At 58.3% G+C, this 26434-nt stretch carries 27 protein-coding genes and 1 pseudogene; 17 read left to right on the top strand and 11 right to left on the bottom strand.

Features of this window, described 5'->3' with window-relative positions:
• The first annotated feature begins 376 nt into the window (after positions 1-376).
• Together ACQ5BM_RS25890 and ACQ5BM_RS25885 are read left to right on the top strand one after the other, a co-directional pair.
• Complete coding sequence (locus ACQ5BM_RS25890; RefSeq protein WP_429817553.1) at positions 377-802, top strand: Rrf2 family transcriptional regulator; 426 nt, start codon at positions 377-379, stop codon at positions 800-802.
• 92 nt (positions 803-894) lie between these two features.
• A complete protein-coding gene (locus ACQ5BM_RS25885) occupies positions 895-1758 on the top strand; it encodes a nuclear transport factor 2 family protein (RefSeq protein WP_429817551.1) in 864 nt (287 codons plus the stop codon).
• A 66-nt stretch (positions 1759-1824) separates the two neighbouring features.
• Here the strand turns inward: ACQ5BM_RS25885 and ACQ5BM_RS25880 are convergent, their stop codons facing one another.
• Together ACQ5BM_RS25880 and ACQ5BM_RS25875 are read right to left on the bottom strand one after the other, a co-directional pair.
• Positions 1825-2028 carry a helix-turn-helix domain-containing protein gene (locus ACQ5BM_RS25880; protein ID WP_429817656.1) on the bottom strand — a complete coding sequence of 68 codons (204 nt, stop codon included), beginning with the start codon at positions 2026-2028 and terminating at the stop codon, positions 1825-1827.
• Between the two features lie 61 nt (positions 2029-2089).
• Entirely contained in the window at positions 2090-2530 is a 441-nt protein-coding gene (locus ACQ5BM_RS25875; protein WP_429817549.1) for an AraC family ligand binding domain-containing protein, read from the bottom strand.
• 679 nt (positions 2531-3209) lie between these two features.
• Between ACQ5BM_RS25875 and ACQ5BM_RS25870 the strand changes: the two genes are divergently transcribed.
• The 4 genes from ACQ5BM_RS25870 to ACQ5BM_RS25855 are packed head-to-tail and all read left to right on the top strand — an operon-like array spanning position 3210 to position 6583.
• A complete protein-coding gene (locus tag ACQ5BM_RS25870; RefSeq protein WP_429817654.1) occupies positions 3210-4544 on the top strand; it encodes a cytochrome P450 in 1335 nt (444 codons plus the stop codon).
• Complete coding sequence (locus ACQ5BM_RS25865) at positions 4460-4858, top strand: 2Fe-2S iron-sulfur cluster-binding protein (protein WP_429817547.1); 399 nt, start codon at positions 4460-4462, stop codon at positions 4856-4858. Before ACQ5BM_RS25870 ends, ACQ5BM_RS25865 begins: the two co-directional genes overlap by 85 nt.
• Positions 4855-6063 carry an NAD(P)/FAD-dependent oxidoreductase gene (locus ACQ5BM_RS25860; protein WP_429817545.1) on the top strand — a complete coding sequence of 403 codons (1209 nt, stop codon included), beginning with the start codon at positions 4855-4857 and terminating at the stop codon, positions 6061-6063. The genes ACQ5BM_RS25865 and ACQ5BM_RS25860 overlap by 4 nt, the downstream gene beginning before the upstream one ends.
• Before the next feature lie 10 nt (positions 6064-6073).
• Positions 6074-6583: a MarR family winged helix-turn-helix transcriptional regulator gene (locus tag ACQ5BM_RS25855; protein WP_429817543.1), complete on the top strand. Its 510-nt coding sequence runs from the start codon at positions 6074-6076 to the stop codon at positions 6581-6583.
• A gap of 51 nt (positions 6584-6634) precedes the next feature.
• On the opposite strand, the gene ACQ5BM_RS25850 is transcribed toward ACQ5BM_RS25855, so the two are convergent.
• Positions 6635-7678, bottom strand: a complete 1044-nt coding sequence (locus tag ACQ5BM_RS25850; RefSeq protein WP_429817541.1) for an AraC family transcriptional regulator — start codon at positions 7676-7678, stop codon at positions 6635-6637.
• A 136-nt stretch (positions 7679-7814) separates the two neighbouring features.
• Here ACQ5BM_RS25850 and ACQ5BM_RS25845 point away from each other — a divergent pair, with 136 nt between their 5' ends.
• From ACQ5BM_RS25845 to ACQ5BM_RS25835, 3 genes are all read left to right on the top strand, one after another.
• Positions 7815-9263, top strand: a complete 1449-nt coding sequence (locus tag ACQ5BM_RS25845; protein WP_429817539.1) for an APC family permease — start codon at positions 7815-7817, stop codon at positions 9261-9263.
• Between the two features lie 86 nt (positions 9264-9349).
• Entirely contained in the window at positions 9350-10699 is a 1350-nt protein-coding gene (locus tag ACQ5BM_RS25840) for an aspartate aminotransferase family protein (RefSeq protein WP_429817538.1), read from the top strand.
• A 68-nt stretch (positions 10700-10767) separates the two neighbouring features.
• Positions 10768-12297 (top strand): aldehyde dehydrogenase family protein, encoded by a 1530-nt coding sequence (locus tag ACQ5BM_RS25835; protein WP_429817536.1) that lies wholly within the window; start codon positions 10768-10770, stop codon positions 12295-12297.
• A gap of 119 nt (positions 12298-12416) precedes the next feature.
• Here ACQ5BM_RS25835 and ACQ5BM_RS25830 read toward each other — a convergent pair whose 3' ends face one another.
• Positions 12417-13118 (bottom strand): FadR/GntR family transcriptional regulator, encoded by a 702-nt coding sequence (locus ACQ5BM_RS25830; RefSeq protein WP_429817534.1) that lies wholly within the window; start codon positions 13116-13118, stop codon positions 12417-12419.
• Between the two features lie 53 nt (positions 13119-13171).
• On the opposite strand from ACQ5BM_RS25830, the gene ACQ5BM_RS25825 reads away from it, so the two are divergent.
• Genes ACQ5BM_RS25825 through ACQ5BM_RS25810 form a run of 4 tightly spaced genes read left to right on the top strand, consistent with a single transcriptional unit; the run spans position 13172 to position 16659 of the window.
• On the top strand, positions 13172-13951 hold the full coding sequence (locus tag ACQ5BM_RS25825; RefSeq protein WP_429817532.1) for a gamma-glutamyl-gamma-aminobutyrate hydrolase family protein: 780 nt from the start codon (positions 13172-13174) through the stop codon (positions 13949-13951).
• Between the two features lie 28 nt (positions 13952-13979).
• Positions 13980-14831: an ABC transporter substrate-binding protein gene (locus ACQ5BM_RS25820; RefSeq protein ID WP_429817531.1), complete on the top strand. Its 852-nt coding sequence runs from the start codon at positions 13980-13982 to the stop codon at positions 14829-14831.
• An 18-nt stretch (positions 14832-14849) separates the two neighbouring features.
• Positions 14850-15914 (top strand): amino acid ABC transporter permease, encoded by a 1065-nt coding sequence (locus ACQ5BM_RS25815; protein ID WP_429817529.1) that lies wholly within the window; start codon positions 14850-14852, stop codon positions 15912-15914.
• A 1-nt stretch (position 15915) separates the two neighbouring features.
• Positions 15916-16659: an amino acid ABC transporter ATP-binding protein gene (locus ACQ5BM_RS25810; RefSeq protein WP_429817528.1), complete on the top strand. Its 744-nt coding sequence runs from the start codon at positions 15916-15918 to the stop codon at positions 16657-16659.
• A 192-nt stretch (positions 16660-16851) separates the two neighbouring features.
• On the opposite strand, the gene ACQ5BM_RS25805 is transcribed toward ACQ5BM_RS25810, so the two are convergent.
• The 6 genes and pseudogenes from ACQ5BM_RS25805 to pobA form a co-directional block, all read right to left on the bottom strand.
• Positions 16852-17913, bottom strand: coding sequence for a 3-carboxy-cis,cis-muconate cycloisomerase (locus ACQ5BM_RS25805; protein WP_429817526.1), 1062 nt, complete (start codon positions 17911-17913; stop codon positions 16852-16854).
• 12 nt (positions 17914-17925) lie between these two features.
• Entirely contained in the window at positions 17926-18546 is a 621-nt protein-coding gene (gene pcaG, locus ACQ5BM_RS25800; protein ID WP_429817524.1) for a protocatechuate 3,4-dioxygenase subunit alpha, read from the bottom strand.
• A gap of 2 nt (positions 18547-18548) precedes the next feature.
• Positions 18549-19289 (bottom strand): protocatechuate 3,4-dioxygenase subunit beta, encoded by a 741-nt coding sequence (pcaH, locus tag ACQ5BM_RS25795; protein ID WP_429817522.1) that lies wholly within the window; start codon positions 19287-19289, stop codon positions 18549-18551.
• Complete coding sequence (pcaC, locus tag ACQ5BM_RS25790) at positions 19286-19705, bottom strand: 4-carboxymuconolactone decarboxylase (RefSeq protein WP_429817521.1); 420 nt, start codon at positions 19703-19705, stop codon at positions 19286-19288. Before pcaC ends, pcaH begins: the two co-directional genes overlap by 4 nt.
• Positions 19706-19708: 3 nt before the next feature.
• Positions 19709-20506 (bottom strand): 3-oxoadipate enol-lactonase, encoded by a 798-nt coding sequence (pcaD, locus tag ACQ5BM_RS25785; protein ID WP_429817519.1) that lies wholly within the window; start codon positions 20504-20506, stop codon positions 19709-19711.
• Between the two features lie 151 nt (positions 20507-20657).
• Positions 20658-21827, bottom strand: a pseudogene (gene pobA / locus ACQ5BM_RS25780) (4-hydroxybenzoate 3-monooxygenase); the annotation flags it as partial.
• Between the two features lie 116 nt (positions 21828-21943).
• On the opposite strand from pobA, the gene ACQ5BM_RS25775 reads away from it, so the two are divergent.
• Positions 21944-22867, top strand: coding sequence for a helix-turn-helix domain-containing protein (locus tag ACQ5BM_RS25775; RefSeq protein ID WP_429817517.1), 924 nt, complete (start codon positions 21944-21946; stop codon positions 22865-22867).
• Here ACQ5BM_RS25775 and ACQ5BM_RS25770 read toward each other — a convergent pair.
• Positions 22837-23598, bottom strand: coding sequence for an IclR family transcriptional regulator (locus ACQ5BM_RS25770; RefSeq protein ID WP_429817652.1), 762 nt, complete (start codon positions 23596-23598; stop codon positions 22837-22839). The two genes, ACQ5BM_RS25775 and ACQ5BM_RS25770, sit on opposite strands and share 31 nt — an antisense overlap.
• Positions 23599-23734: 136 nt before the next feature.
• Here ACQ5BM_RS25770 and ACQ5BM_RS25765 point away from each other — a divergent pair, with 136 nt between their 5' ends.
• Genes ACQ5BM_RS25765 through pcaF form a run of 3 tightly spaced genes read left to right on the top strand, consistent with a single transcriptional unit; the run spans position 23735 to position 26345 of the window.
• Positions 23735-24442 carry a 3-oxoacid CoA-transferase subunit A gene (locus ACQ5BM_RS25765; protein WP_429817515.1) on the top strand — a complete coding sequence of 236 codons (708 nt, stop codon included), beginning with the start codon at positions 23735-23737 and terminating at the stop codon, positions 24440-24442.
• Positions 24439-25128 (top strand): CoA transferase subunit B, encoded by a 690-nt coding sequence (locus ACQ5BM_RS25760; RefSeq protein ID WP_429817514.1) that lies wholly within the window; start codon positions 24439-24441, stop codon positions 25126-25128. The genes ACQ5BM_RS25765 and ACQ5BM_RS25760 overlap by 4 nt, the downstream gene beginning before the upstream one ends.
• An 8-nt stretch (positions 25129-25136) precedes the next feature.
• Positions 25137-26345 carry a 3-oxoadipyl-CoA thiolase gene (gene pcaF / locus ACQ5BM_RS25755; RefSeq protein WP_429817512.1) on the top strand — a complete coding sequence of 403 codons (1209 nt, stop codon included), beginning with the start codon at positions 25137-25139 and terminating at the stop codon, positions 26343-26345.
• The last annotated feature ends 89 nt before the right edge of the window (positions 26346-26434 follow it).

Below are 26434 nucleotides of genomic sequence, written 5' to 3'. Positions count from 1 at the left end.
TCGACATGAACATGGTCTCCAGGCCTTGGAAAGGCAGCGGGTCGGACGACGCTCCGCCGCATTCAGCTACGATGCCGGGGATATCGTTTTGGGTCGCATCGTCCATTATTCAAAGACCGATTCCCTCGACCCGGAGGCTTGCGCCATCTTGGGTGGTGAAAGTACTTTTTGTCATCGTCATTCGCCTTCGCGATACCGCGCGCTCCTTGAGTGAGGCTCAAAGGTCACCCATCCCCACGTCGTCTGACTATCACGACTGGCCGTAGTTGGCTCCCACGCCATTTAGCTGCATTTACCCGGTTTGGTGATCATTTATCCTGTCTATTGTGTTTGCCTATTCAATATGTGCCTATGTAAAGCACATATCGAGGTCGCCATGAATACCCGCTTCTCAGTTGCCACGCACATCCTGACCTTTCTCCAGTCCCAGGAGGGTTCTCCCGCATCTTCCGAACTCATCGCATCAAGCGTCAACACAAATCCAACGCTCATCCGACGGCTCCTTTCGCAACTGGCTAAAGCCGGGTTGACAACCTCTCAGATGGGAAGCGGTGGCGGCGCATTGTTGGCGCGATCGGGTTCCTCGATTACGTTGCTTGACGTGCATCGGGCAATCGACGAAGAGTTCGTGGCTTTCCCACTGCACCAGCAACCGAACCCCCAATGCCCGGTCGGCCGGAATATCAACAAGGTTCTAAGCCGTCGCCTCACGGAGGTCCAAACCGCGATGGAGCACGAGCTCTCGCGCACGACCATCGCTGACCTCGCCACTGATATTTTCGAGTTCAATTCAGCCGTTTGAGCAAAATTCCGATTTCTAGCGCCGTAGAAGCTTTACAAATATATGTGACCAATGTAGATACATATGGTCTGTTACAGAAACGGTTACATATCATGAAAACCAAGTTCCCGCGCCGTGTCGTGCTTGCGATGGCGGCGTTCCTCCCCCTCGGAGCGAATCTGGCGGTTACCTCCACTCATGCAACGGAGAACAGTATGACCAAGCAGGAAAAACAGGTCGTCGACCTGATCAAGGCTATCGAAACCGGCGCGGCCGAGCCTGTCGGCGTGATCAATCCGGAAAAGTACATCCAACACAATCTCGGAGCAGCCGACGGCTTGAAAGGTTTTGGCGATCTTCTTGCTGCTCTTCCTAAGGGGTCGGCCAAAGCGAACACGGTGCGCGTGTTCCAGGACGGTGATTTCGTTTTCGCCCATACCGATTATGATTTCTTCGGACCAAAGGTTGGGTTCGATATCTTCCGCTTCGAAGACGGCAAAATCGTTGAACATTGGGACAATCTTCAGGAGACGGCAGGCCCGAATCCGAGCGGCCGTACGATGGTCGATGGACCGAGTGAAGCCAGGGATCTCGATAAGACGGAGGAAAACAAAACCTTAGTTGCTTCTTTCGTCGACGACATTCTCGTCAACGGCCGTATGCAGAAGCTGACCGACTATTTCGACGGTGACAGCTATGTGCAGCACAATCCGCAGATCGCTGACGGCCTGTCGGGGCTGGGCGCAGCACTGAAGGCGATGGCAGACGCCGGCATCACCATGAAGTACGACAGGGTCCACAGGGTCCTGGGAAAAGGCGATTTTGTTTTGACGGTCAGCGAAGGCACATTCGCTGGTAAGCTGACGTCATTTTACGACTTGTTCCGCGTCCAGAACGGCAAGATCGCCGAGCATTGGGATACGATTGAAACCATTCCGGCCAAGGCCGAGTGGAAGAATCAAAACGGTAAGTTCTGACATGTTGCGGGGGCTCTGCCCCCGCCTTCTCTGGCCGTGACAGCTGATCTAAAGACGAGCCGCGGCTCAGCTTGAGGTTTCGTCTTCCTTCCGCGCCAAGCCTCGAAAAGCATTTGGAGTTGCGCCGGTCGCCGACTGAAACATGGCAATGAAGGCGGAAGTTGTGCTGTACCCGAGCTTGTGGGCCACGGTTTGCACCGGAAAGCCATCTGCAAGCATGGCAAGCGCGCGGGAGAGGCGAAGCCGCTGCCGCCATTTCAAGAAACTCATGCCAAGATCCCGTTTGCAGCGCCGGGCCAAGGTACGCTCGGTGCTGTGGACATGTCTCGTCCTATTCTTCCAGAGAACGACCATCACCAGGGTTCTTGCAGAGCGCTTCCAGCACTGGCTTGAGAGCGCGATCATCCGGCATCGGCAGGAAGCCTTCCAGAGGCGACCCGACACTGAGTTGATCGATCAGAACGCGCATCAACCGCGCGTCATCCGCAGTTCGGGGTTCGCCTACGCCGCGCTTCTTCAGATCCAGAAGAATTGCTTTGGCGATGGGCCCAACGGAGAGAATACTGGCTTTACCCGGAAGACGGTCGCAGAACCTCTGTTCGATGTCCAGCAACAGGTATGAGGTTTCGTCACCAGCCCAGGCAAGATGCTCGGTCTCCGGCGGCAACCAAACGCCGAAGTCTGGAGGTGCAGCGTAGCGACTGCTTTTCACAGTGAGCTCGATGACGCCTGCGACGGAGTAGACGAATTGACCCCAGCTGTGACGATCCATCGGGAAAGCGACGTGGATCGAAAAGCGCGTGATATCCTCCTGTATGCCAAAAGACGACGGGGCCTTTCAGTTCGCCCCTTGAGGCACGATCTACAATCGCCGCGACCGCTTTGCCGCTATAGACGGATCGACCAGCAGGCCCTCTGTCGTTGCCAACAAATCGATCGTCAATCCGGCAGGAATCACAGAGCGATGTTGCTGACCAGATGCGCTTCGCATCACCATGTCAATCCGGCTTCATTGCTTTGCCGACGCCCGCTACGCTTTTGATGAAGCGGGCTGCCGCCGCGTGAAAACACCGTCGCCTCGGCATAACCGAGTGCGGCGGATACGCGCTTGTCGCAACGATGGCCGGAATTCCCAGGCAAACGAAACTCCGGATCTCGTAGCCGGCGTTGAAGATCGCACTCTCGGCGAAGCGAGATAGACTCCCGTTGCCGCCGTGGCTCTGACCAGGTCCTTTGGGGCGGCTAACCAGCTGATCCGCGTGTTGACATCGCAACTCATCTATTTTAGTCGTGTTGTGATCGCAACTCGTGCAGGAGGAGACAGCACGATGCGGTTCGACAGGGCCCAGCGCTTGGTGTCGTCGGCGCCGTCGTCACGTAGCCAGCGACAGTTTAGCCTCGTGCTCTAACGACACAATTCAGGGCCGACGTTCCACCGAATAACCTTGAACGTGCCGAGGCTGTCTGGGCGCGCCTGGTGCTGGGCATCCACGCACGCACACGACTTTGCGACAGACTGTAAATCAGGGAGGAAGTTCATGCCGCTAGTTGAAGGCCACACGGCCATTGAATGCCCCAAGGGCATTCCAGTCTGGGATATCGACCCCTATGGCGAAGATATTTTGAGGAACCCGCACGAATACTATTCCGAACTGAGGCAAAAGGGGCCCCTTGTCTACATTCCGAAATACTCGGTTCTCGCAAGTGGCACCTTTGTCGTCACGCGCGAAATATTCTCCGACTGGGAGCGATTTGTCAGTTCGCGCGGCGTCGGCCTCACGGATTTCGGCCTCGTTGAGCCATGGCGCCCGCCCAGCATCATTCTGGAAGTCGATCCGCCCGCACACACGCAAACACGAGCGGTCATGGCCCGGGCGCTATCGCCGAAAGCGGTTATGCAGCTCAAGCAGGATTTCGCGAGATCGGCAAAGGAACTCATTGCACGGCTGATTCACCGCGGCGGCGGGTTCGATGCAGTTGCCGACATCGCCGAAGCCTTCCCAACCGATGTTTTCCCGCGTGCCGTCGGCCTTCGCAATCACGATGCCCGACGCATGATCGATTACGGCGCGATGGTGTTCAACGCCCTTGGACCCGACAACCGCCTGCGTCGTGACGCTCTTGCCAAAGGCCCTGATATCGTTCCCTGGATCACCAACCAATGCTCCCGGGAAATGCTCTTGCCCGGAGGCTTGGGAGAAGCAATCTATGCTGCGTCCGACCTCGGCGAGATCAGTTCAGAACAGGCGGGCATGCTAGTCAGATCTCTGTTGTCGGCCGGTGTAGACACCACGGTTACCGGAATCGGCAATGCGTTGTGGTGCCTCGCAAATTACCCCGATCAATATGCCCTCCTTCGCGAAGACCCGACCCGTGCCCGCGCAGCGTTCGAGGAAGCCCTCCGGTTGACTTCGCCGGTTCACACGTTCTGTAGAACTGCCGCGGCGAACACCGAGGTCGCCGGCATCGAGATCGCAGAAGGCACCAAGATCCTTTGCGTTCTCGGTGCCGCGAACACCGACCCCGAGCATTGGGCCGACCCTATGCGTTTCGACATATCACGCAAGGTCACCGGCCACATGGCCTTCGGCGCCGGGATTCACGGATGTGTGGGACAGAACGTCGCTCGGGCGGAGGGAGAGGCCGTTTTATCGGAACTCGCCAAAGCCGTCCGATCTATCGAGTTGGATGGAGCGCCCGTATGGCGGCCAAACAATGCGATCCGGGCGTTAGAAAAGTTGCCGGTGCGCTTCATTGCAGAAGAGGGGAGGGCACGATGCCAGTAGTTGTATTTGTAAGCGCTGACGGCCGTCGCATCCAATGCGATGGACAGATCGGGGACAGCGTAATGCAGGTCGCCGTCGCGAATAGCATTGAGGGCATTATCGGTGAATGTGGGGGCTCGATGATGTGCGCTACCTGCCACTGTTTCATCGACGACGAGTGGGTTGGACTCGCGGGTCCCCGCAATGATGGTGAAAGCGACATGCTGGAATGTGCTGCCTCACAGCAACGCACCACCAGCCGGCTATCGTGTCAGGTCCGACTGAAAAGCGAATTGAATGGACTGATCGTTCATCTGCCGGAGACACAAGTATGAAGCGACGGGTCATCATTGTCGGGGCCGGACAGGCTGCAGTGCAGGCTGCGGCTAGCCTTCGCAGCGAAGGCTTTGAAGATGAGATTGTTGTGCTAGGTGATGAAGGGCGTCTGCCCTATCAGCGACCGCCGCTGTCGAAGGCCTATCTGGCGGGAGGTCGGGACGATATTCTTGCGCTGCGGCCCTCCGCATTCTGGGCCACGTCACAGATATCGATCGAGTCATGCCGGCCAATAGTGGCAATCGACCGCATGAGGCGAGAGGTGATCGACTCCAGGGATCAGCGATTGGCGTTCACGCACCTGGTCCTCGCGACAGGTGCCCGCGCCCGCAAACTGGCGATTCCCGGAAGTGATCTCGACGGAGTTCTCAGCCTGCGAACCCTGGCTGATGCCATGCGACTGCGAACGAAGCTTGACTCTCGCCAGAACGTGGTTGCGATCGGTGCTGGGTTCGTGGGGATGGAGACAGCGGCTGCGCTCGCCGCCCTCGGACATCAAGTCACTGTCCTGGAAGCTGGCGAGCGGTGCCTTGGTCGAGCGGTTTCAAACCTCATCTCCGAAACGCTCGCAACTGGCCTGCGCGATGGCGGCGCCGACGTGCGTCTCTCCACTCATGTTGCGCGCATTGTCGGAAGCGACGGAACGGTGCGCGGTGTTGAGCTGTGTGACGGCCATGTGATCCCGGCCGACATAGTGCTGGTCGCAGTCGGTGCGCAACCAAACGAGCAGCTGGCGCTTGAATGCGGCCTCGGTGCGTCAAACGGAATTCGCGTTGATTCTCACTTGCGAACATCAGACCGCAACATCTTTGCGATTGGCGACTGCGCATCGTTCGATTGCCCGCGAGAACGCCGAAGTTTGCGCTTGGAGTCCGTGCAAAATGCGAGTGATCAAGGGCGCAATGTTGCCTTGACGATCCTGGATAGGCCAACCCCTCATGACCGCCTGCCTTGGTTCTGGTCCGACCAGGGAACGCACAAGCTGCAAATCGCCGGCCTTGCTTTGCCAGATGACAAAACCCACACGCTTATCGGGGACGGAAAAATTGCTGCATTCCGCTTCCGCGCGGAAAGGCTTATAGCAGTGGAAACCGTCAATGATCCTGCCGGGCATATCAAGGCTCGCAAGATACTCGCGGTTGGTCCCGGGCCGACCTACGATGAAATGAAGTCCGTGGATTTCAGCTTGGGAGGATTTGCCTAGGGGAACCTGCGTGACCGAACAGAGAGTGCGAAGCAACAAGACGAGAATATCGAGCCCGGTGAAAATTGGGCCTTACGACAGGACAGTGCTCGATCTTGAAACCTATGTGCCCTATTTCCTGTCATCCATCAACAATGCGCTGACGCGCAAAGCTTCCGACAACTATCTTGAGGAGTTTGGCGTCGGCATCGTTGCCTGGCGGACCATATCAATGCTTGCTGCGGAGCCCAACATTCCAGCGAGTCGAATTTGCGATTTCGTGTCTCTCGATAAGGCGGCAGTCAGCCGGGCGCTCACAACGCTGAACGACCGAGAGCTTGTTGAATGCGATCAAGTATCGGAAACCGATCCGCGCCGGAAAAACTGGCGCTTAACATCAACAGGTTACACTCTGCACGACAACATTCTTGCCATCGCCTTGCGGCGCGAGGAACAACTCATCGCGGGCGTCGATCCGGAGGATCTCGAGGTGTTCCTTCGGGTGATGCGCCGGATGCGTTTGAACGTTGAAAAGATGTGATCGCTAGGCCATTAACTTACAGCCTTCGCCAGACGAAAACAGCAAAAGAGATCAGAACCTGGTCCCATGCCGGCGCACCGGGTTACGTCCAGTCCAGGATTTGAAAGCTCGGGCGAATATCAACGGTTCGGCATAACCCAGGGCATTCGATATCTCTTCCATCGACATGTCCCCTCGGCTCAGGTAGTTCTCCGCCATCCTCATCCTGTGGTCCTGCAAAATTTCGCGGACGCTCGTGCCCTCTTCCTCGAGCCTTCGTTGCAGGCTTCTCGCGGTCATTCGCATCTCCTTGGCCAAGTCGGGTATTGCCACACTAGAAATTCCCAGCTTCACATGGATAAGCGCTTGAACTTGCTCGGTCATGGACAGTTCGCTGTTGCTTGCCACAACGAGGGTGCCAAGGTGCTGGTTGAGAATGCTGATCAGGTCTCGATCCTCATTCCGGTGCTGCCGTTCAGCCTCCGTGGGTTCAACGACGATGCAATTGCGTGCCTGTCCGAAATGCACCGGCGCATCGAACAACCGTTCAAGTAACCGATCCCGACCGCTCGAACTGTGCCTGAAGCGGACCTCCAACGGCTTCCACTTTTTATCAAAAGCCGTTCGTATCTGGCTGCAGATGCAGGCGAGCGTAAACTCATTGTCTTGCCGGAAGAGTTCTTGCTCCAAAGGGCCGCCATGCACGTCATAGCTACACACCAAGCCCTCCGCGGAGGTTTGCAGGGAGAAGCTTGACCCTGTCTGAAAGGCCGGCGCGTAGCGGCAGAAATGGGCTAGAGCCGAGCTGATTGATCCTGATTGCATCAAAACAAGACCAATCGGCCAGAAGTCCCCGGGGCGCAAGTTCATTCCCAGCCGTGCGCCAAGGACCGGGTCAGAAAATGTCACTGCTGCGTCTTCGAAGAAACCAAGATAGTCCGTAAGATCAACCGTGGCATACGGATTGCCAAGCCGCGCATCCGAAATGTTGTGCCGTTTGAGAACGGCGTTGAGCCTGTCACCACCGCTCGCCAGGCCTTGTATAATGACCTGCAAGACGAAAACGCGGATGAGCGCGCCTCTCCGCTTCCCATCGCCCAACGACAAGTTCGACACTTCAGATCCCCTCTGAATTCGCCTTCCTGGCGTAAATTATCGGCATTTTGTCACAAACCGCAATAGACGCAGCCAGAGCTCAGCCGCAAACTCCCAAGTCAGAATACAATAAAATTGGGAACTTTGGAGGATTATCATGGGAACTTCGCCCGTTGCGAAGCGTTCACTTGCGCCCAATTCAATTGGGGTGGCGCATATTGTCTTTTTTGTTGTGGCTGCGGCAGCACCCATGGCAGCCGTCGTCGGGGCGACGCCACCCGCCTTCGCTTTTGGGAATATAGGCGTGCCTGGCGCGTTTCTTTTGGTCGGGCTTCTCTACCTGATCTTTTCAGCCGGCTTTACAGCGATGGCCCGTAATGTCAGTAGCGCCGGCGGCTTCTACACCTATATTTCCCGAGGCCTCGGGCGTCCACTAGGGGTAAGTGGCGCCTTCCTTGCCATTGCCACGTACTTCACGATCCAGATCGGGATCTATGCGTCTCTCGGCGTGTTCACACACGCGGCGCTCGCGCCGCTGGGGGTCGACCTGCCTTGGTGGGTTTGGTCGCTGCTCGTTCTTCTCGCGGTTTCATGGTGTGGCCAACGCCACATTGTGTTTTCGGGACGTCTCCTCGGCCTCTGCATGATCGCAGAACTCCTGATTCTGAGCCTCTTCGCCGTAGGCGTCATACTTCATGGCGGCGGTCCCGACGGACTGACGATGGCGGGCTTGAAGCCGATCGACATTTTTTCACCAGGCATCGGTGTGACACTTGTTTTCGTGGTCAGCGCTTTTATCGGCTTCGAGGCCACCGTGATCTTCGGTGAGGAAGCCTCCAATCCCGACAAGGCGATTCCGCGGGCCACGATTGCGGCTGTCACGATCATCACCCTGTTCTATGCGCTCGTGAGCTGGGCCGTGATCCAGTACTATGGCGCTTCCAATGTAGCCTCGAAGGCGAATGCGTCGCTGGAAGCCTTCTATTTCAGCGCCATAGCTGGAACACTCGGAGAGTGGTCGATCGTAGCGATGAACATGTTGCTACTGACCAGCTTCTTCGCCTGTCTTCTGTCCTTCCACAATACGCTCAACCGCTATTTCTTTGCTCTCGGTCGGGACGGTCTCTTGTGGACTGGGCTATCGCGCATTCATGACACGAATGCGTCCCCCCATATTGCCGGCCGTGTTCAGGCGGTATTGGTCGCTGCAATCCTGATTGGCTTTACAGTGATCAATGCCGATCCCTATGCAGTGGTCTTTTCTTGGATGGTCGCCTTTGCGGGTATCGGGATTCTTGCGATCCAAATCCTGGTCTCTATCTCCATCATCGCATATTTCGGCAGAACGCCTCACGACCACTCGGCGCTGCGAGTCTTCGTTGCGCCTTCGGTGGCCGGTCTCGCGCTTCTGGCTGCATTCATCCAGGTCTCCCGTAATCTCCCTCTGCTTACAGGGAGCGAGAGCATGGTCGTGACGATGTTTCCGGTATTCGTCCTTGTCATCGCTGCGGCAGGTGTGGCCATCGCGCTGCGAATTCGCCGAACAAATCCCGCGCTGTACGGCCGATTGGACCGCACCTTTGCCGCCGCCACGGCGGAAGCGTGAGCACTCAAAACCCTGACAATTCTCAAACTCAAGCTACTCGCTCGCGCTGGTCGACGAGCGGCAAAGATCCAAAACAGGAGTGAACAATGAGTGACTATGAGCACCTGCGCGATCTTGATGCAAAGCACATGATCCACACTTTTCTTCCGCTTGAAACCCGCGATCGGACGATCTTCATCAAAGGCAAAGGCTGCAGTCTCTGGGACGTAGTTGGACGCGAGTATCTCGACATGACCGGCGGACTTTGGCTGGCCCAAATCGGCCATGGCCGCCCTGAAATGGCCGAAGCTGCGGCCAAGCAGATGTCAACGCTAGAGTATGCGACCGCCTTCTGGGAGTTTTCCAACGACAAGGCGATCACGCTTGCGGCGAAGCTTGCCGCTCTCTCACCACCCGGGCTGGACGTTACATATTTTACGTCAGGTGGATCGGAGGGCAATGACGCGGCAATCAAGACCGCGCGGCTTTTCCACGCTCACCGTGGAGAGCCTGATCGCACCTGGATCCTTTCACGCAGCGACGCCTATCATGGGCTTGCCTATGGCGGCGGCACGGCGACGGGTTTCGATGGACTGAAGGCTGGCGTGGGGCCGGGCATCGGACATGTGCACCATCTCACTCCTCCCAAGCCATTTCAAAAGTGGCGCTATAACGGGCAAAGCACGACGGATTTCTGCATTGCCGAACTGGAAGCTACCATCGCCAAGATCGGCCCGAAGAATATCGCTGCCCTGATCGGCGAGCCGGTGATGGGTGTCGGTGGCATGGTTATCCCGCCCGATGATTACTGGCCCCGAGTCGCACAGGTTCTTCGCAAGAACGGGATACTGTTGATCTTCGATGAAGTGGTAACGGCTTTCGGCCGTATCGGATCGTGGTTTGGCGCAGACAGGTACAATGTCACACCGGACATCCTGGTGACTGCCAAGGGGATTTCGAGCGGGTACATCCCCCTCGGGGCAGTTCTGATGACACGCGAAATCGCCGACGCCGTCTGCGAGGGCCACGGCTTTCCGGTTGGGTACACCTATAGTGGACATCCGGTTGCCTGTGCGATCGCGCTTGAAAACCTTCGGATTCTTGAGGAGGAGCGACTTGTCGAGCGAGCCAACGTCATGGGCAATTATTTCTCAGAAGGTCTGCAGTCGCTACAGGATCTTCCTTGCGTTGGCGAGATTCGCCACGCCGGCCTTGGCATAGCTATCGAACTTGTATCGGACAAGAAGTCGCGCCATCCCCTGCCTGACAATGCGATTCCTGATGTCATCAAACAGGAGTCGGGTGTCATTGTCAGAATGGCAAACGAGAATGTCCTGGTCCTGTCGCCGCCACTTGTCGTAACGGAGAGCGAAGCGGACCGCGCCATCGAAGCGGTGTCCGGCGTACTGGCGCGCGTTCGTGCCGACGGGTCGGTTCCTAACGCAGCGGCCGCCTGATTCCCCGGGTGTAGACCGAACTAGGGGGCAAGTCAGCCCCTAAGAGATTTATCCTCGGACATCGCATCATGAAAAAATTGTCCGATCAAAGGAGGAACTCCGGAATGTTTCACTGGAAGAAAATCGAAGAGAATGCGGCATCCTCTGAGCAGAATTTGTTCATCGGGGGGCGTTGGTCGGACGCATCTCACGCAGCGTATTTCGACGACCGCGATCCGACGACAGGACGTCTCATCGCAAGGATCGCGGATGCGGCTCCGGATGATATTGATCGTGCAATCAGCGCAGCCGCAGTCGCCCAACCTGACTGGGAGGACATGTCGCCAACGGATCGAGCTTCCGTCTTTTATCGCGCTGCTGAGTTGTTCACTGAGCGCCGTGATGACTTTGTCCAAGCGCTCATTGCCGAAACCGGGTCAACGTTCGGAAAGGCGATGTACGAATGTTCCCTTATTCCGGTCGCTTTGCGGGAGGCCGCTGGACTAACGACGCGTGAGATCGGAGAGATACTACCTTCCAATGTGCGGGGTCGTATTAACCGCACAATGCGTCGACCACGCGGCGTGATCGGCGTGATCTCTCCTTGGAACTTCCCGCTCTACCTCTCAATGCGAGGCTTTGTCTACGCGCTTGCCTTAGGGAACACGATTGTGCTCAAGCCGTCCGAGGACAGCCCGGTCTCTGGGGGCTTGCTGCTTGCTCATCTCCTATCTGATGCCGGCTTTCCACCGGGCGTGTTCAACGTTGTGACCACATCGCGCGAGGGCGCTTCCCGAGTGGGAGCAGCCTTCGTAAACGATAGGAGGGTAGCAGGTATCAGCTTCACCGGTTCAACCAAGGTAGGGCAACAACTGTCAGCCGAATGCGCCCGTCGATTCAAACCAATAATGCTTGAACTCGGTGGAAAAAACTCGATCCTCATTCTCGAGGACGCCAACCTGGACCATGCGGTGGATCTCGCATTCTTTGGCGCCTTTTTGCATCAGGGACAGATCTGCATGTCCACCGATCGTGTGATCGTCGCAAAGCCGATCTTTGACGAATTCACCGACAAGCTCGTTGAGAAAGTACAAAAGTTCGCTCCTTGCCAGCCCCAAGTTCCTCATTCCGTTATCGGTCCCATCATCAACGATCGTCAGCTCCAACGCATCGTGACATTGGTCGACGAAGCACGCGCCGCGGGCGCCATCATCTGCTGTGGTGGGCAAGCTCAGCCACCCTTCTATCACCCGACTGTTCTGACCGGCGTCACGACGGACATGCGCATTTGGCACGAGGAGATTTTTGGTCCCGTTACTTGTGTCATCCCTGCTGACAACGCTGAGCATGCTATTGAACTGGCGAACGACAGCGACTATGGCCTCACGGCTGCTATCGTCACAAACGATACACTCGCCGGTGAACTCTTGGCCGAGCGGATCAATGCTGGCATGGTGCACGTCAACGCACCGACAGTTCACGATGAGCCGCATTGCCCGTTCTCCGGGATCGGCGCATCCGGCGGCGGCGGAAAATGGGGTCCCAAGGGAGCCATCGAAGCATTTACCGTTCAACGCTGGATCAGCACGCAACGCAGAAAAGCCGCACTGCCGTTTTAGCCTCGTCCGCTCGGTCCAAATTTAACGTGAAACCCAAAATTCTAGTGCCGGGTGGTGTGAAAGCCGTCCGGCAGCACATTTCAATGATACGCCGGACGCAACAAATGGCGGCGCTTCGTTTACAACAGTAGAACTGCCCAGTTAAACGTATCCTCCGCATGGCGGATCATCGCCTCCCGTGCATTCTGGGCGTGCCCGATCTCGATGGCACGAATTATGGGGCCATGATCGTAAGAGGCAAGCTTGCGACTTCGAACGGGGCGATCGGTCGCGAGTATGACGTCAGTCATAGCAACTTGAATTTCCGTTTCCGCCCTTATCAACCGGGATGATCCCGACGCTTCGGCAATGGCGACATGCAGTCTGACATCGGCAAATCGCAGATCCGGAAATTGCGCAAGCGACATATATTCCTGGTTTGCGGCCTTGATGTCCAGTAGTCGCTCCGGCGTCGAACGTTCGGCCGCTAGATAGCAGGCTTCGCCCGAAATCGCGCGCCTCCAGTCTGTGAGATCTCGGAGCAAAAGCTTGTCCAGCGGAGCCTTTCGGGCTGACTCTGCAAGCCGATCACCTACGTCCTCTGCAACGAAGTTTCCTCCATGTCGTCCTCGCACTGTCACCAATAAGCCCATATCGCGCAAGGCTATAAGCGCTGCCCGGACGGTCATCAGCGCGATACCGAAGCCGTTCGCCAATTCGGCCTCAGACGGCAATCGGTCACCGGGACGCAGTTCGCCGCTTACAATGGCTTCATGCACGCGTTTCGCCACCAAGCTCGGTGTGGACACAGAGGCGACATTAAGCGGACTGACAAATTTCATTTGACCTCTAGAGTTTAGATGTTTAGCTGTTTGTACGGATTCTAGGGAAGGTCATGACAAAAGCAACCCTTTCACACCAGCATGCCGCCGACCAAACCGCGATTCAAATTCTGGTCAGCGGCTCTCTGATGCCGCCTGGCGTAAGCTACAAGTTGAGAAGCGCATTGAGGTCTTTGGCCGACAACACCCACCGCGAACTCGCAAAGCGTGGAGCGAAGGGCTCCTTTTTGGAGGCTTCCATCCGAGGCGCAGAGGCCGAAACACTCCTTGCCGGTAAACAAGGTGTCATCGTACTCGGAGGGGCAGACATTGACCCAGGCTGCTACGGCCAGGCGGCCTGTACCGGGACAATCTACGGCCTGAATATCGAGGCGGACAAGTTTGAGCTTGATCTTATGAGATCGGCTGCGAAACGTGGCATTCCCATTCTTGGGATCTGCCGCGGTATGCAGCTCATGAACGTTCTGCGCGGTGGCGATCTGATTCAGGATATCGGTTCAGACACAATCCATGTTGGCAGCGACGAAAACTCAGTGATGGTTTCCCATCTTGTTGAGATTGCTGAAGGTTCTCGCCTCGCCAGAATGTACATTGACAAGCAAATCTCCGTTCGATCCGCGCATCACCAGGCCTTGAACCGGCTTGGTACCGGTCTGAGAGTGGCCGCTCAGGCTGCCGACGGCATCATAGAGGCCGTAGAGGATTCCGGCGAGCATTGGATGGTCGGCGTGCAATGGCACCCCGAGGAGCTTTCGGCTTCAAAGCAGGATTTCCGTTCGCTGATAGAGCATTTCCTGGGCGCCGCGCGCGACCATGCTCGACTCGGGGACTGACGCAGCAACTTCACGGGGAGGAAAGAAAATGAAACATAAGCAGATGTTGGCAGCAGTAATCATGACAATCATCGGGATGGGGCAAGCCCTCGCCGACGGCGTGGCTCCGTTTTATGGCAAGTGCGCCCCCAACGGGCCTGCAGGATCGATAAGCCTAACCACCACCCAGCCTGACACCTTGATCGTCGCAACCGTCCTGCCAAACCCCGGCTGGTACAATGGCATGTCACCCGCCTCCACCCAGGACGGCTTTGAATATTGCATGGCTGCTGAGATTGCTCACCGTGCGGGTCTGAAGAACCTCAAGCTACTCAATCTCGCCTGGGACCAATACATATCCGGCACCGCCAAGGGATACGATGTCGCCATAGCGTCAACAACAATTACCGAAAAGCGCAAGCAGGTCTTCGACTTCTCGCAGCCGTATTTCAACTCGAACCTCGGGATCGCCGTTAAGAAGGGCACCGAAGTGACGGCGTCAAATCTCCGGTCAAAACGCATCGGCGTGATCCAGGGCAATATGGGATCGGACTGGGTGATCAATACCCTCAAACCGGACCGCCAGCCATTGCTTTATCAAACGCAGCCAGATCTGGTCAACGCGCTATTGGCAGATCAGGTCGATGTGATTGTCTCGGATACAACGTTGGTCCTGTCAGCGACAGCGGGCACCAAAGGCGCGGCGGAGGTCGTTGGCCAGTACGACGTTGATCAAGGTTATGGGGCAGTCACGCCGAAAAATTCCAGCAACTCAGCGACGATCGACAAGGCGATTGGTGACATGATGAAAGACGGCACAATCGCCGCCTTGTCTGGCAGCTATCTCACCCCGCTTTTCGGGAGAGATCCAAACAGCGTCCCGGTCTGGCAATTGCCCTGATAGCAGGAGGATCTCACCATGCAGAGGCTAAGCCCAGCTCCGCGCGCTTTACCAATTGCCTCCGCGGCAGTCGGCGTTTCCCTCATCTTGCTATTCATGGTCGGCACGCTGGGTGGTGCGGTGCGGGATGGTATCACCGACCCATCTTTGACAACGATCAGCCTCTGGCTGATCGTGCTTGGCATGACCGGGGGGGCGTTGGTGCTGCTTCTGGCGAGCTGGTCGATGACCCTCGCAGTGCGCGCGAATCGTCAGACGCGGGACCAAGAGGTTCTCGCTGCACGGGCGTCGGCGGCCGCTTCGCGTCAGAGTGCTTTTGTGGCCTTTGGCTTTACCCTTGCGGTCATTGTCGTGTTCGGTTTCCTGCAGCTTCTACTGCTAAATGACGGGAAGCTCCAACAGACCTTCCTCCAATGGCAATTGATGCGCGACAGCGCCGTCGATGTCGTACGGGCCTTCGCAGTCAATATTAAGCTGGCGGTCATCTCGCAGGCTTTGGTTCTGGTGCTCGGCTTGATTCTTGCTGTGGCCCGAATGGCTCCCGGAAAAGCCGGGGCACCCCTCCGGTTCATGGCAGTTGCCTATATCGACATCATGCGCGCGGTGCCTGCGATAATTGTCCTTTATCTCATCGGATTTGGCTTGCCATTGACCAATTTGCCTATCCTGGCTGGACTCTCTCCCGACTGGTTCGCCATCATTGCTTTGACGCTCACATACAGTGCCTACGTAGCGGAAATTTATCGTTCGGGGATCGTATCCATTCATCCCTCGCAGTGGGCCGCCAGCCGCTCGTTGGGGTTCGGCTACCTTCAAACCCTCCGCTGGTTCATCTTGCCCCAGGCCATCCGGCTGGTCGTGCCCCCTCTTCTGTCAGCGTTTATCGCTTTGCAGAAGGACACCTCGCTCGTGAACGTCATTGGCACGCTGGACGCCTTTAACCAAGCGAAGTTCTATGCGTCGTCCAGTTTCAATTTGTCCTCGGTGTCAGTCGTGGCGATTGTATTTGTTGTGCTGACAATACCCCAAACCCGGTACGTCGACTGGAAATTGTCGCGAGCCAACAAGCGCATGCGAGGCTGAAATGGCATTCATAGAAATTGATGGTCTGCGGAAAAGTTACGGAGGGCACGAGGTCCTAAAAGGTATTAACCTGAAGGTGGACCGCCACGAAGTGGTCACGCTGATCGGTGCGTCCGGTTCAGGCAAAAGCACCTTGTTGAGGTGCCTGAATGCGCTGGACGCTATCGACGGTGGACATATCCGGGTCGACGGTGACGTCGTCTCCGGACCTGGTGTCGACCTAAATAGGCTCCGTCGCAAAGTTGGCATGGTGTTCCAGTCGTTTAACCTCTTCCCCCACCTGACTGTAGAAGAGAACATTGTCACCGGGCCAATCAGGTTATTGAAACAATCGCGGGAAGAAGCGCGAGCGCGAGCGGCAAAATTACTGGCACGCGTCAACTTAGGTCACCGCGCGAAATACTACCCAGATCAGCTATCGGGCGGCCAACAACAGCGCGTCGCAATCGTCCGTGCGATTGCAATGCAGCCGGAAGCACTGCTATTGGACGAGATCACGTCTGCACTCGATCCAGAACTTGTCGCAGAGGTCCTCGATATTCTGCGTGATCTGGCCGGCGAGGGCATGACAATGATTCTCGCTACCCACGAAATGCAGTTCGCAAAGGAAGTCTCGAACCTTGTCGTGTTCCTGGAGCAGGGTCGACTCCTCGAAGCTGGCCCACCAGCGCAGATATTCGGATCACCCACCCAAGAACGTACACGCGCATTCCTTAAGCAGATCCTCGACGCAGGGCGTCTTTAAGACTGGCTCCGATTTGGGATCAAGTGTAAGCGCTGTTCTCAGGCCTCTCGACACCCGAGGCGACGATCGCCAGTTGGCTCGGGTGGCCATTGAGACTTGTGATGACGTCGATCAGACAGGCAAGTGGCCGGGATGGCCGCACAGTGTTCGGTCCCGGTGTCTTGGCTACACCTAGCCGGATCTATGCATGAATCATCTGCAGGCTTGGCCAAGGCTATTGATCTGCGATATTTGCCTTTCGGCCAAGAGTAACGAGGAGCCCGCTCCTGTTACCATCAGTGGAAGCGTCATCCATTCCAGCATCCAACTCGCGCCGGACCGTTCCTGTTCATGCACGAGCGACTGGTGCAGCGCGGATACCTGCACGGCATTAAAGCGTGCGAGCGCCACCAGCGTTTCGGCATTGACCGGATTCTGCTTGTGCGGCATGGCCGAAGAGCCTCCGCCGCCCGATAGGTGAATTTCCGTACCGAGCTCGGCCATCAGCGCTATATCCTGCCCGAACTTGCCGAGTGCTCCGGTGACGAGCGAGAGAATATTGGCGAACTCAGCGATGCCGTCCCGCTGGCTCTGCCATTGCGGCCTGTTGGCAAGTCCGAGGCGCCGGGCGAGGTCGGCGCGCACAGCGACGGCAGTGTCGCCGAGCTTTTCCAGCGTGCCGGCAGCGCCGCCGAATTGCAGGGCGAAACCAGTCTGCGCGAAGGCTTCCAGCCGCAGCAGGTGGCGCGTAAGCGGGTCAATCCAGCTTGCCGCCCGGTCGGCGACCGTGATGTCGATAGCGGCCTGCATGCGGGTATAACCCGTCAGCGGGGTGTGGCCATCTCGGGAGACGAGGTCGCCCAAGGTATCGATGAGACGGCCGAGCCGGGTCGCGATGATTTCCGCCGCAGCCTTAAGCCTAAGCATCAGGCTCGTGTCGATGACATCCTGACTGGTTGCGCCGAAATGCACCTTTTCTGCCGCCTCGCCAGCGACGGCAGCCCGCATCTGCCGCACGAGTTCAGGCACCACCACGCCATCTTTCGTGACGCCACGGCGAAGGGCGGTCATATCGGCGGCAAAGTCGGAAAGCCCCGAGACAATCGCCTTCGCCACGTCCTCAGAGATGAGGCCGGTCCCCGCTTCTGCCTGCGCCAGAGTCGTTTCGAAACGGACCATAGCGGCAATATCCCCCCTTGCCGAAAACAGTTCGACGATCTCGCTGTCGCCAAAAAGGCCTGACAGGAACGGATGCTCGAAGGGGGAAAGGCTCATCGTCAGTCTCCCTCAGATGTCGAAAAATACGGTTTCGTTTTGGCCCTGAAGACGGATATCGAAACGATAGAGGTTGCCTTCCACCTTTTTGGCGACGAGCGTGGCGATCCGGCTTTTCTGCTCGATGCGGGCCAGAACCGGATCGGCCGCATTGGCTTCCTCCTCATCGGGAAAATACATTCGGGTCTGCAGGCCGATATTGATGCCGCGCGCAACGATCCAGAAGATGATGTGCGGGGCCATCGGCCGTCCGTCGCGGAAGGGCACCTTGCCGGGCTTGATGGTTTCGAACACGAATTCACCGGTATCCATGTCGCCCGGGGAGCGGCCCCAACCTGTAAAATTCTGGTCGGCCTGCCCGCGCGTTTCGCTGGGGCTGTTATAATATCCGTCCGTATCCGCCTGCCAGATTTCGATCAGCGCATCCTTGAGCGGCATTCCCGCGCCATCGTAGACCGTGCCGCGCACGCTGATGCGTTCGCCGCAGGCCTTGTCGTTATAAAGCGGACCGGAACCGAGGTCTTTCTCGAACACGCCCTCGATACCGACGAAATTGGGCGTGCAGCCGATATGCACATAGGGCCCAGCCGTCTGCGACGCGGTTTCCTTAAGATAGTTGAGCGGCTGAACCATCGTCAGTTACCTTCCATGCGGTTTTCGAAAAGCGTCGAGCGGCGGCCGCGCAGAACGATATCGAACTTATAGGCCAGCATGTCCATCGGCAGCGTCGCATTCATGTCCAGCGGCGCGATCAGTCTTTTGATCGCGTCCTCGTCCGGAATGGTCCTGACGATGGGACATTTCCAGATCAGCGGATCGCCTTCGAAATACATCTGGGTGATCAGCCGCTGGGCAAAACCGTGGCCGAAGACGGAGAAATGAATATGGGCTGGCCGCCAGTCATTGACGCCGTTCGGCCAGGGGTAAGCGCCCGGCTGGATGGTCTTGAACCAGTAGTAGCCATTCTCGTCGGTGATCGTGCGCCCGACGCCGCCGAAATTCGGATCGACGGCGGCGAGGTAGCTTTCCTTCTTGTGGCGATAACGCCCGCCGGCATTGGCCTGCCAGAATTCCACCAGCGCGCCGTCCACGCCGCAACCGCGCTCGTCCAGCACTCGGCCGTGAACGAGGATACGCGGGCCGATGGGCATTTCGCCGGGGCGGGCATAGTTGAGGATGAGATCGTTATCCAGCAGGTTCAGCATGCCATGGCCGAAAACGGGGCCGGTGATCTCGCTTTTGGTGCCTTCCAGTGAAATCAGCGCGCGCTGCGGCGAACGCAGGATGGAGGTCTTGTACCATGGCGCATAGGCCAGTGGGTGAATGTCGCGGTCGCGTGCGAAGAATGGCCCGGTTTCGGGCGGTCGGTTGCTCATCTCGTCTCCTCCTCACCGGATATATCGGCCTTCATGCCGGCCAGGGCATGCTTGGCGATCTTGAAAGCGTGGTTTGCGGCGGGCACCCCCGCATAGATCGCCACATGCATGAGCGCTTCGCGAATATCCGCCTCGGTGGCGCCGGTATTGGCGGTGGCTCGCACGTGCATGGCAAGCTCCTCGTCTTGTCCGAGTGCGGCGAGCAGGGCGATGGTGACCATCGAGCGCTCGCGCTTCGTCCAGTGATGGCCGGACCAGACCGATCCCCAGGCGGCTTCGGTGATGAGCTGCTGGAAGGGCTGGTCGAAATCCGTCGTCATGGTCTGTGCCCGATCGACATGGGGGTCGCCGAGCACCGAACGGCGGGTCTTCATGCCCTGTTCGAATCTTTCGTTCTTGTTGATATGGTCCGCCATCGGTCAATGCTCCGGCAAGGTCTTCAGAAAAAGGGAAGCCGCCTGCGTATAGGCGTGCGGCTGTTCAAGGCAGGGAATGTGGCCGCAGTCGGCAATGGCGACGAAGCGGCTGGCGGGGATGAGATCGGCAAGCGATCGCACCAGCTCAGGCGGGGTGGAGCCGTCCTGATCGCCCGCCACACACAATGTGGGTACGGCGATGCGTCCCGCTTCAACGGTAAAATCCGCATCGCGGATGGCGGCGCAGGCGCCACTGTAGCCTGCTTCCCGCTGCTGCGAGAGCATGTTGCGTGCGCCGGCGTAGACGGCATTGTCCGGCTGACGGAAGGCAGGCGTGAACCAGCGCTCCATTACCGGATCGACCAGCGAGGCGAGGCCATCGGCAGCGATCTTTTCGATGCGTGCATTCCACATCTCTGTGGTGCCGATCTTATGGGCGGTGTTGCTGAGCACCAAGGCACGAACCAGATCGGGCCGGCGGGCATAAAGCCCTTGGGCGATCAGGCCGCCGATCGACAATCCCCAGACGATCGCGCGTTTCACACCCAGATGATCGAGAAGCACCATCAGGTCACCGGCATGATCGTTTATCGAATACTGAGCGCCTCCGACATCCGAAAGCCCGTGGCCTCTCTTGTCATGCAAGACGAAAGCATACTCGTCGCCAAGCGCCTCAATCACCGCATCCCAGATGCGGAAATCCGTACCGAGCGAATTGATGAAGGCGATGATGGGCTTGCCACTGTGCAATCCCTTCGCGCGATAATGGATCACGGTCTCACCGCAGCGCAGAAAATGCATGGTTTGCTCCTTCTGCCGAGAGTAAAGAAATCGGGTTCCGGTTAAGTAAAATGACGTTAGCCATAAAAATCATAACCTATGGATTATATGGGGGAGCGGCGATCGGCGCATCAAGTTCCGGACTGCAGACCCTCGTGGAAGTGGCGCGGCAAAAGGGGAGCCCGACATAGTTTTCCGCAAGGGCCGTGGAGGCAGAGCGTGATTGCACGAGGTAATCCAGTTCCGCTTCCTGGATGCGCTGGCCGAAATCGCCGGTATCGGGAAAACGGTGCATCATCGTCGTCATCCACCACGAAAAGCGAACGGCTTTCCAGACCCGGGCAAGCGCCTTCTGCGAATAGGCATCGATGCCGGCCTTGGACCCATCGCGATAAAATTCGATTAGTGCTTCGCTCAGAAAGTGTACGTCGCTGGCGGCGAGGTTGAGGCCCTTGGCGCCCGTGGGCGGCACGATATGGGCCGCGTCTCCCGCCAGAAACAGCCGTCCGAACCGCAGGGGTTCGCAGACGAAGGACCGGAGCGGTGCGATGGATTTTTCAAAAGACGGGCCAGTTACCATGGCGTCCGCATGGTTTTCCGGTAGGCGGCGGCGGATTTCATCCCAGAACCGTTCGTCGCTCCAGTCTTCCGGTCGATCATCCAGCGAGCATTGAATGTAATAGCGGCTCCGCGTGTGCGAGCGCATGGAACAGAGGGCAAAACCGCGGGGATGGTTGGCGTAGATGAGTTCATGGCTGACGGGCCGCACATCAGCCAGAATGCCGAGCCAGCCGAAGGGATACACCTTCTCGAATTCCTTGATGGCGCCCTCAGGCACGGATTTACGGCTTACCCCGTGAAAGCCGTCGCAGCCGGCGATGAAATCACAATCGATCCGGAGGGTTACGCCGTCTTTCTGGTAGGTGACATAGGGGTTCTCGCCTTCGAAATCATGCGGCTCGACATTGGCGGCCTCATAGATGGTCACAAGGCCCGCCGCCTCGCGCGCATCCATCAGGTCATGAGTCACCTCGGTCTGGCCATAGACCATCACGCGCTTGCCGCCGGTGAGATCGAAGAGATCGATGCGGTGATCGCGCCCGTCGAAGGTCAGCGAAAAACCGTCATGCGGCAGGCCTTCGCGATGCAGGCGCTTGTCCGCGCCCACTTTTCCCATGAGCTGCACCGTGCCTTCTTCAAGAACGCCGGCGCGGACACGACCGAGGATGTAATCCTTGCTGACCCTGTCGAGAATGACAGTCTCAACGCCTTCTTTCGCAAGAAGCTGCCCAAGCAGAAGCCCCGATGGGCCAGAGCCGATGATGACGACCTGTGTGCGCATTGTTTCCTCCCAGGCTTGTCTCCCGTCAAGAAATTGCCTAGGCGTGCCACGAGCTCAATGGACTTTCTGATCTGCAAATTGCACAATCCGACCATCACGTGGAGAAGTGGAGCGAGATGCGAGGTGCTGCGACTGAAGGGTTGTATGGTGAGGAAGCGGTTAAAGGCACTGATTTCCGCTTTCACTGTGAGACGCTTTTCTCCAGAAGCAGCCTGCACCGTTTTGAAATCGGCCTGCACCGGCATTCTGCCTTTCTGCAAATATTGTACATTTTTGGGGGTGAGGGCGATGCACTTCTGGATGGCCGTGCCGAACCTATCCGCCCCCCAGTCGCTATTGTCGTACCGCCGGACTTCGAGCACGGTTTCCGCTTTTCACGCGATATTGGCGGGGTGATCGTCACCATGTTGCCGGGCGCGCTGCCAGCATCGGTGCAGGCGCTGCTCCTGCGGAATTTCCAGAAACCGGAGCTTCTACCTTTGCAGGATTTTGCCGAGGAAAAATGCTTGCGCGGCGGTTTCGAACGTATTTCCGCGGAATACGGAAACCGCGAGATCGGCCGTGAAGCCATGATTGAAGGGCAACTCGCCACCGTCATCACGCTTCTGGCGCGGGCAGTGCGGCCCCGTCTTGAGGCAACCGGCGAGGGTCTTGCGGAACAGCGGTTCGAGCGATTGTTGGCGCTGATCGCCCGTCATATCCGCGAACCCCGAAAAGCGGAATTTTACGCGAAGAAGCTCGGTCTCTCGGAGACCCATCTCAACCGTCTCATCCGCTCAGTTTCCGGTCTCAGCCTGCAGCGGCTGATAACGGCACGCCAGATCGAAATCGCCCAGCAAGAGTTGATCTTCACAGCATCCACCGTGCAGATGATCTCCGAAGGTCTGGGCTTTGCCGATCCTGCTTATTTCAACCGCTTCTTCAAGCGGGAAACCGGCATGACCCCACGGGCCTGGCGGCTGGCAGAACAGCGCAAAATCGGTGGTTCCGGCGCGCCGCAGATAAATCCTCAAACCAGCATTCTTGCCAGCTCTCCTTGAACGGAAACAAGGGCGGGCAGGTAACGCTCCACCAAATCCTCCATTGATGCCACCGAGGCGGCGAGCCCGACATTGAGGGCGGCGACCGTCTGTCCGCGCACGCTTCTCAGCGGCACGGCGATGGAGCGAAGACCGATTTCGACCTCCTGATCGATCACGGCGTACCCGCGTTTGCCGGTGGCCTCGATTTCAGCGAGCAGGGCGTCCATGTCGATAACAGTCTTCTCCGTGCGGGCAATCAGGCGGGAGGCTTCGAGGATTTCGCGCTGCCGCTCTGGTGCCTGCGCCGAAAGCAGAACGCGGCCCATGGAGGTGCAATAGGCCGGCAGCCGAGAGCCCGGCATCAGCGCAATCGACATCACCCGCTGCTGGGCGGCGCGCGCCACATAAACGATTTCAAGCTCGTCCAAAATGGAGACAGATGTGCTCTGGCCGATCTCGTCAGAAAGACAGTCAAGCAGAGGCTGTACAATCCTGGGCAGCGGCATGGTAGCGAGGCAGCCGGTACCGAGCCGCAGGACCTTTGGAGTCACGGTGAAGAACTTGCCGTCATAAGCGGCATAACCGAGTTCCGAAAGGGTTAGCAGGCAACGCCGCGTCGTGGCGCGGTCGAGTCCGGCGATCTCTGCGGCATCGGAGATGGAAAGCCGTGGGCGCTCGGCACTGAAGGCCTCTATGACCCTTAATCCCTTGGCGAGACCGCCCATCATGTCTCTCTGGCTGACGACCATAATAGGCTCCTTTTGTGCGATAAACGAACAAAAGTCATATACCGCACAAAATCCTTGCGGTCGAGGCGGATTCGGTTTTACCACGTGACGAGGCAACCTTGCGGGGTTCATCCGTTCGGCACGATGGAGGTTCCATATGGACAAGACATTCACGAGTGCAGTTGATGCGCTGGCGGATATCGGTGACGGCGCGACGATCATGATCGGCGGTTTCGGCGGCTCAGGCGCGCCCATCGAGCTGATCCACGCGCTGATCGACAAGAGACCGAAGAACCTAACGATCATCAACAATAATGCCGGCAATGGCCGCATTGGCATCGCCGCAATGATTGACGCCGGCATGGTCAAAAAGATGATCTGCTCGTTCCCGCGTTCTTCCGACCCGCGCGCTTTCACAGATAAGTATCTTGCCGGAGAGATCGAGCTGGAACTGGTGCCACAGGGCACGCTCGCCGAGCGCATTCGCGCAGGCGGGGCAGGCATTCCTGCCTTCTACACGCCAACGAGCTACGGGACGGAGCTCGCCACGGGCAAGCCGACCGCGGAGTTCGATGGGCGGATGTACGTGCAGGAGCGCTGGCTGAAGGCCGACTTTGCGCTGATCAAGGCGCATATCGGCGATACGCGCGGCAACCTCACGTATAACAAGGCCGCTCGCAACTTCAGTCCGCTCATGTGCATGGCGGCGGAGCGGACCATCGTTCAGGTCTCAACGCTCGTGCAGCCGGGCGGCATCGATCCAGAGGATGTCGTTACCCCGGGCATCTTCGTCGACCGCATTGTGGAGCTAGCCGAGGCCAAGCAGGAAGAAGATCTGATCCGCGCAGGAGTAGTTTACGCATGACCGTCGATACACGCGAAGACATCAAACTCTCTAACGCCCAGATCGCCTGGCGCGCTGCACAGGACATCGCCGATGGGGCCTACGTGAATCTCGGCATCGGCTTTCCGGAAATGGTAGCACGTTACCAGCCGGAAGGCCGCGCGGTGATTTTCCACACCGAGAATGGCATCCTCGACTTCGGCGAGGCGCCGCCGCCCGGCGAGGAGGACTGGGACCTGATCAACGCTGGCAAGAAGGCCGTGACGCTGAAGCCTGGCTCCGCCTTCTTCCATCACGCTGACAGCTTCGCCATGGTGCGCGGCGGCCATCTCGACGTGGCAATCCTCGGCGCTTACCAAGTGGCGGAGAACGGCGACCTCGCCAACTGGCGCGTCGGCTCCAAGGGAGTGCCGGCAGTCGGTGGCGCGATGGACCTCGTGCATGGCGCAAAGCAAGTCGTCGTGATCACCGAGCATGTCACCAAGAACGGAGAGCCAAAACTGGTCGAGCGCTGCACCTTCCCGCTCACCGGCGTCGGCTGCATCACCCGCATCTATACCAGCCATGCCGTGATCGACGTGTCCGGCGGTCGCTTCGTGCTGCGTGAAAAGCTGGCGGGCATGACGATCGACGAATTGCAGGCGATGACGGGTGCGAAATTGCACATCGAGGCCCCCGTCGCCGATCTCGTCGTGCCGGCAATTTGAGGTACAACATGTCAGACGCTTACATCTGCGATTACATCCGCACCCCCATCGGCCGTTTCGGCGGGGCGCTTTCCTCCGTACGTGCCGACGATCTTGGCGCCATCCCGCTCAAGGCGCTGATGGTGCGCAATGCCGGCGTCGATTGGGAGGCGATGGACGACGTCGTCTTCGGCTGCGCCAACCAAGCGGGCGAGGACAACCGCAATGTCGCGCGCATGTCCTTACTGCTTGCCGGCCTTCCCGTCAGCGTTTCCGGCACGACGATCAACCGCCTCTGCGGCTCCGGCATGGATGCCGTCATCGCCGCCGGCCGCGCCATCAAGGCGGGCGAAGCGGAGCTGATCGTCGCTGGCGGCGTGGAAAGCATGAGTCGCGCGCCCTTCGTCCTGCCCAAGGCCGAGAGTGCCTTTTCGCGCAGCGCGGAAATCCACGATACGACCATCGGTTGGCGCTTCGTCAATCCGCTGATGAAGAAACTGTACGGCGTCGATTCTATGCCGGAGACCGGCGAGAATGTCGCCGAGGATTTTTCCATCTCGCGCGAGGACCAGGACGCCTTCGCCGTGCGCTCGCAGGCAAAGGCCGCGGCGGCGCAGGCGAACGGACGGCTGGCGAAGGAGATCACGCCGGTCACCATCCCGCAGAGAAAGGGAGATCCGGTGGTGGTAGAGAAGGACGAGCACCCGCGCGCAACCACGCTGGAAGCGCTCGCCAAGCTCGGCACGCCCTTCCGCAAGGAAGGCGGCACGGTGACGGCGGGCAATGCCTCTGGCGTCAATGACGGCGCGGCCGCGTTGGTCATCGCCTCGGAAACGGCGATCAAAAAATATGGCCTGACGCCCATCGCCCGCATCCTCGGCGGCGCCATGGCCGGCGTTCCACCGCGGATTATGGGCATCGGCCCGGTCGCCGCCACGCAGCGGCTTTGCGCCCGCCTCGGCCTGACGCCCGCCGAGTTCGACATAATCGAACTCAATGAAGCCTTCGCCTCCCAAGGCCTGGCGACGCTCCGCGCTCTCGGCATCGCCGAGGACGCGGAGCACGTTAATCCGAACGGCGGAGCCATCGCGCTTGGCCATCCGCTGGGCATGTCGGGCGCTCGCATCACCGGCACCGCCGCGCTGGAATTGCAATTGACCGGCAGGAAGAGATCACTCTCGACCATGTGTATCGGTGTCGGCCAGGGGATCGCCGTCGCGCTGGAACGAGCAGGCTGAGATTTACAGGGCGCTGCGGACGCTGCCTATCAGCGGCTGATTCCACACACGTTTAGTGGCACGGTTAGTCCGTCCACATCTGCACTAGG

Origin of the sequence: Ensifer sp. B1-9, from assembly GCF_050474445.1 — a bacterium.
Lineage (GTDB): Bacteria > Pseudomonadota > Alphaproteobacteria > Rhizobiales > Rhizobiaceae > Ensifer.
The sequence above is the reverse complement of the archived record's forward strand: the minus strand, read 5'-3'. Positions and strand labels throughout refer to the sequence as shown.

What these genes read in the sequence shown, in the direction of transcription:
- ACQ5BM_RS25830 (WP_429817534.1), bottom strand. Translation starts at nt 13,118, where the DNA reads ATGAAATTTGTCAGTCCGCTTAATGTCGCCTCTGTGTCCACACCGAGC.
- ACQ5BM_RS25760 (WP_429817514.1), top strand. Translation starts at nt 24,439, where the DNA reads ATGACCGTCGATACACGCGAAGACATCAAACTCTCTAACGCCCAGATC.
- pcaF (WP_429817512.1), top strand. Translation starts at nt 25,137, where the DNA reads ATGTCAGACGCTTACATCTGCGATTACATCCGCACCCCCATCGGCCGT.
- pcaG (WP_429817524.1), bottom strand. Translation starts at nt 18,546, where the DNA reads ATGGTTCAGCCGCTCAACTATCTTAAGGAAACCGCGTCGCAGACGGCT.
- ACQ5BM_RS25815 (WP_429817529.1), top strand. Translation starts at nt 14,850, where the DNA reads ATGCAGAGGCTAAGCCCAGCTCCGCGCGCTTTACCAATTGCCTCCGCG.
- ACQ5BM_RS25860 (WP_429817545.1), top strand. Translation starts at nt 4,855, where the DNA reads ATGAAGCGACGGGTCATCATTGTCGGGGCCGGACAGGCTGCAGTGCAG.
- ACQ5BM_RS25835 (WP_429817536.1), top strand. Translation starts at nt 10,768, where the DNA reads ATGAAAAAATTGTCCGATCAAAGGAGGAACTCCGGAATGTTTCACTGG.
- ACQ5BM_RS25865 (WP_429817547.1), top strand. Translation starts at nt 4,460, where the DNA reads ATGGCGGCCAAACAATGCGATCCGGGCGTTAGAAAAGTTGCCGGTGCG.
- ACQ5BM_RS25885 (WP_429817551.1), top strand. Translation starts at nt 895, where the DNA reads ATGAAAACCAAGTTCCCGCGCCGTGTCGTGCTTGCGATGGCGGCGTTC.
- ACQ5BM_RS25845 (WP_429817539.1), top strand. Translation starts at nt 7,815, where the DNA reads ATGGGAACTTCGCCCGTTGCGAAGCGTTCACTTGCGCCCAATTCAATT.
- pcaD (WP_429817519.1), bottom strand. Translation starts at nt 20,506, where the DNA reads ATGCATTTTCTGCGCTGCGGTGAGACCGTGATCCATTATCGCGCGAAG.
- ACQ5BM_RS25810 (WP_429817528.1), top strand. Translation starts at nt 15,916, where the DNA reads ATGGCATTCATAGAAATTGATGGTCTGCGGAAAAGTTACGGAGGGCAC.
- ACQ5BM_RS25775 (WP_429817517.1), top strand. Translation starts at nt 21,944, where the DNA reads ATGCGAGGTGCTGCGACTGAAGGGTTGTATGGTGAGGAAGCGGTTAAA.
- ACQ5BM_RS25770 (WP_429817652.1), bottom strand. Translation starts at nt 23,598, where the DNA reads ATGGTCGTCAGCCAGAGAGACATGATGGGCGGTCTCGCCAAGGGATTA.
- ACQ5BM_RS25765 (WP_429817515.1), top strand. Translation starts at nt 23,735, where the DNA reads ATGGACAAGACATTCACGAGTGCAGTTGATGCGCTGGCGGATATCGGT.
- ACQ5BM_RS25875 (WP_429817549.1), bottom strand. Translation starts at nt 2,530, where the DNA reads ATGGATCGTCACAGCTGGGGTCAATTCGTCTACTCCGTCGCAGGCGTC.
- pcaH (WP_429817522.1), bottom strand. Translation starts at nt 19,289, where the DNA reads ATGAGCAACCGACCGCCCGAAACCGGGCCATTCTTCGCACGCGACCGC.
- ACQ5BM_RS25840 (WP_429817538.1), top strand. Translation starts at nt 9,350, where the DNA reads ATGAGTGACTATGAGCACCTGCGCGATCTTGATGCAAAGCACATGATC.
- ACQ5BM_RS25890 (WP_429817553.1), top strand. Translation starts at nt 377, where the DNA reads ATGAATACCCGCTTCTCAGTTGCCACGCACATCCTGACCTTTCTCCAG.
- pcaC (WP_429817521.1), bottom strand. Translation starts at nt 19,705, where the DNA reads ATGGCGGACCATATCAACAAGAACGAAAGATTCGAACAGGGCATGAAG.
- ACQ5BM_RS25880 (WP_429817656.1), bottom strand. Translation starts at nt 2,028, where the DNA reads ATGAGTTTCTTGAAATGGCGGCAGCGGCTTCGCCTCTCCCGCGCGCTT.
- ACQ5BM_RS25805 (WP_429817526.1), bottom strand. Translation starts at nt 17,913, where the DNA reads ATGAGCCTTTCCCCCTTCGAGCATCCGTTCCTGTCAGGCCTTTTTGGC.
- ACQ5BM_RS25820 (WP_429817531.1), top strand. Translation starts at nt 13,980, where the DNA reads ATGAAACATAAGCAGATGTTGGCAGCAGTAATCATGACAATCATCGGG.
- ACQ5BM_RS25825 (WP_429817532.1), top strand. Translation starts at nt 13,172, where the DNA reads ATGACAAAAGCAACCCTTTCACACCAGCATGCCGCCGACCAAACCGCG.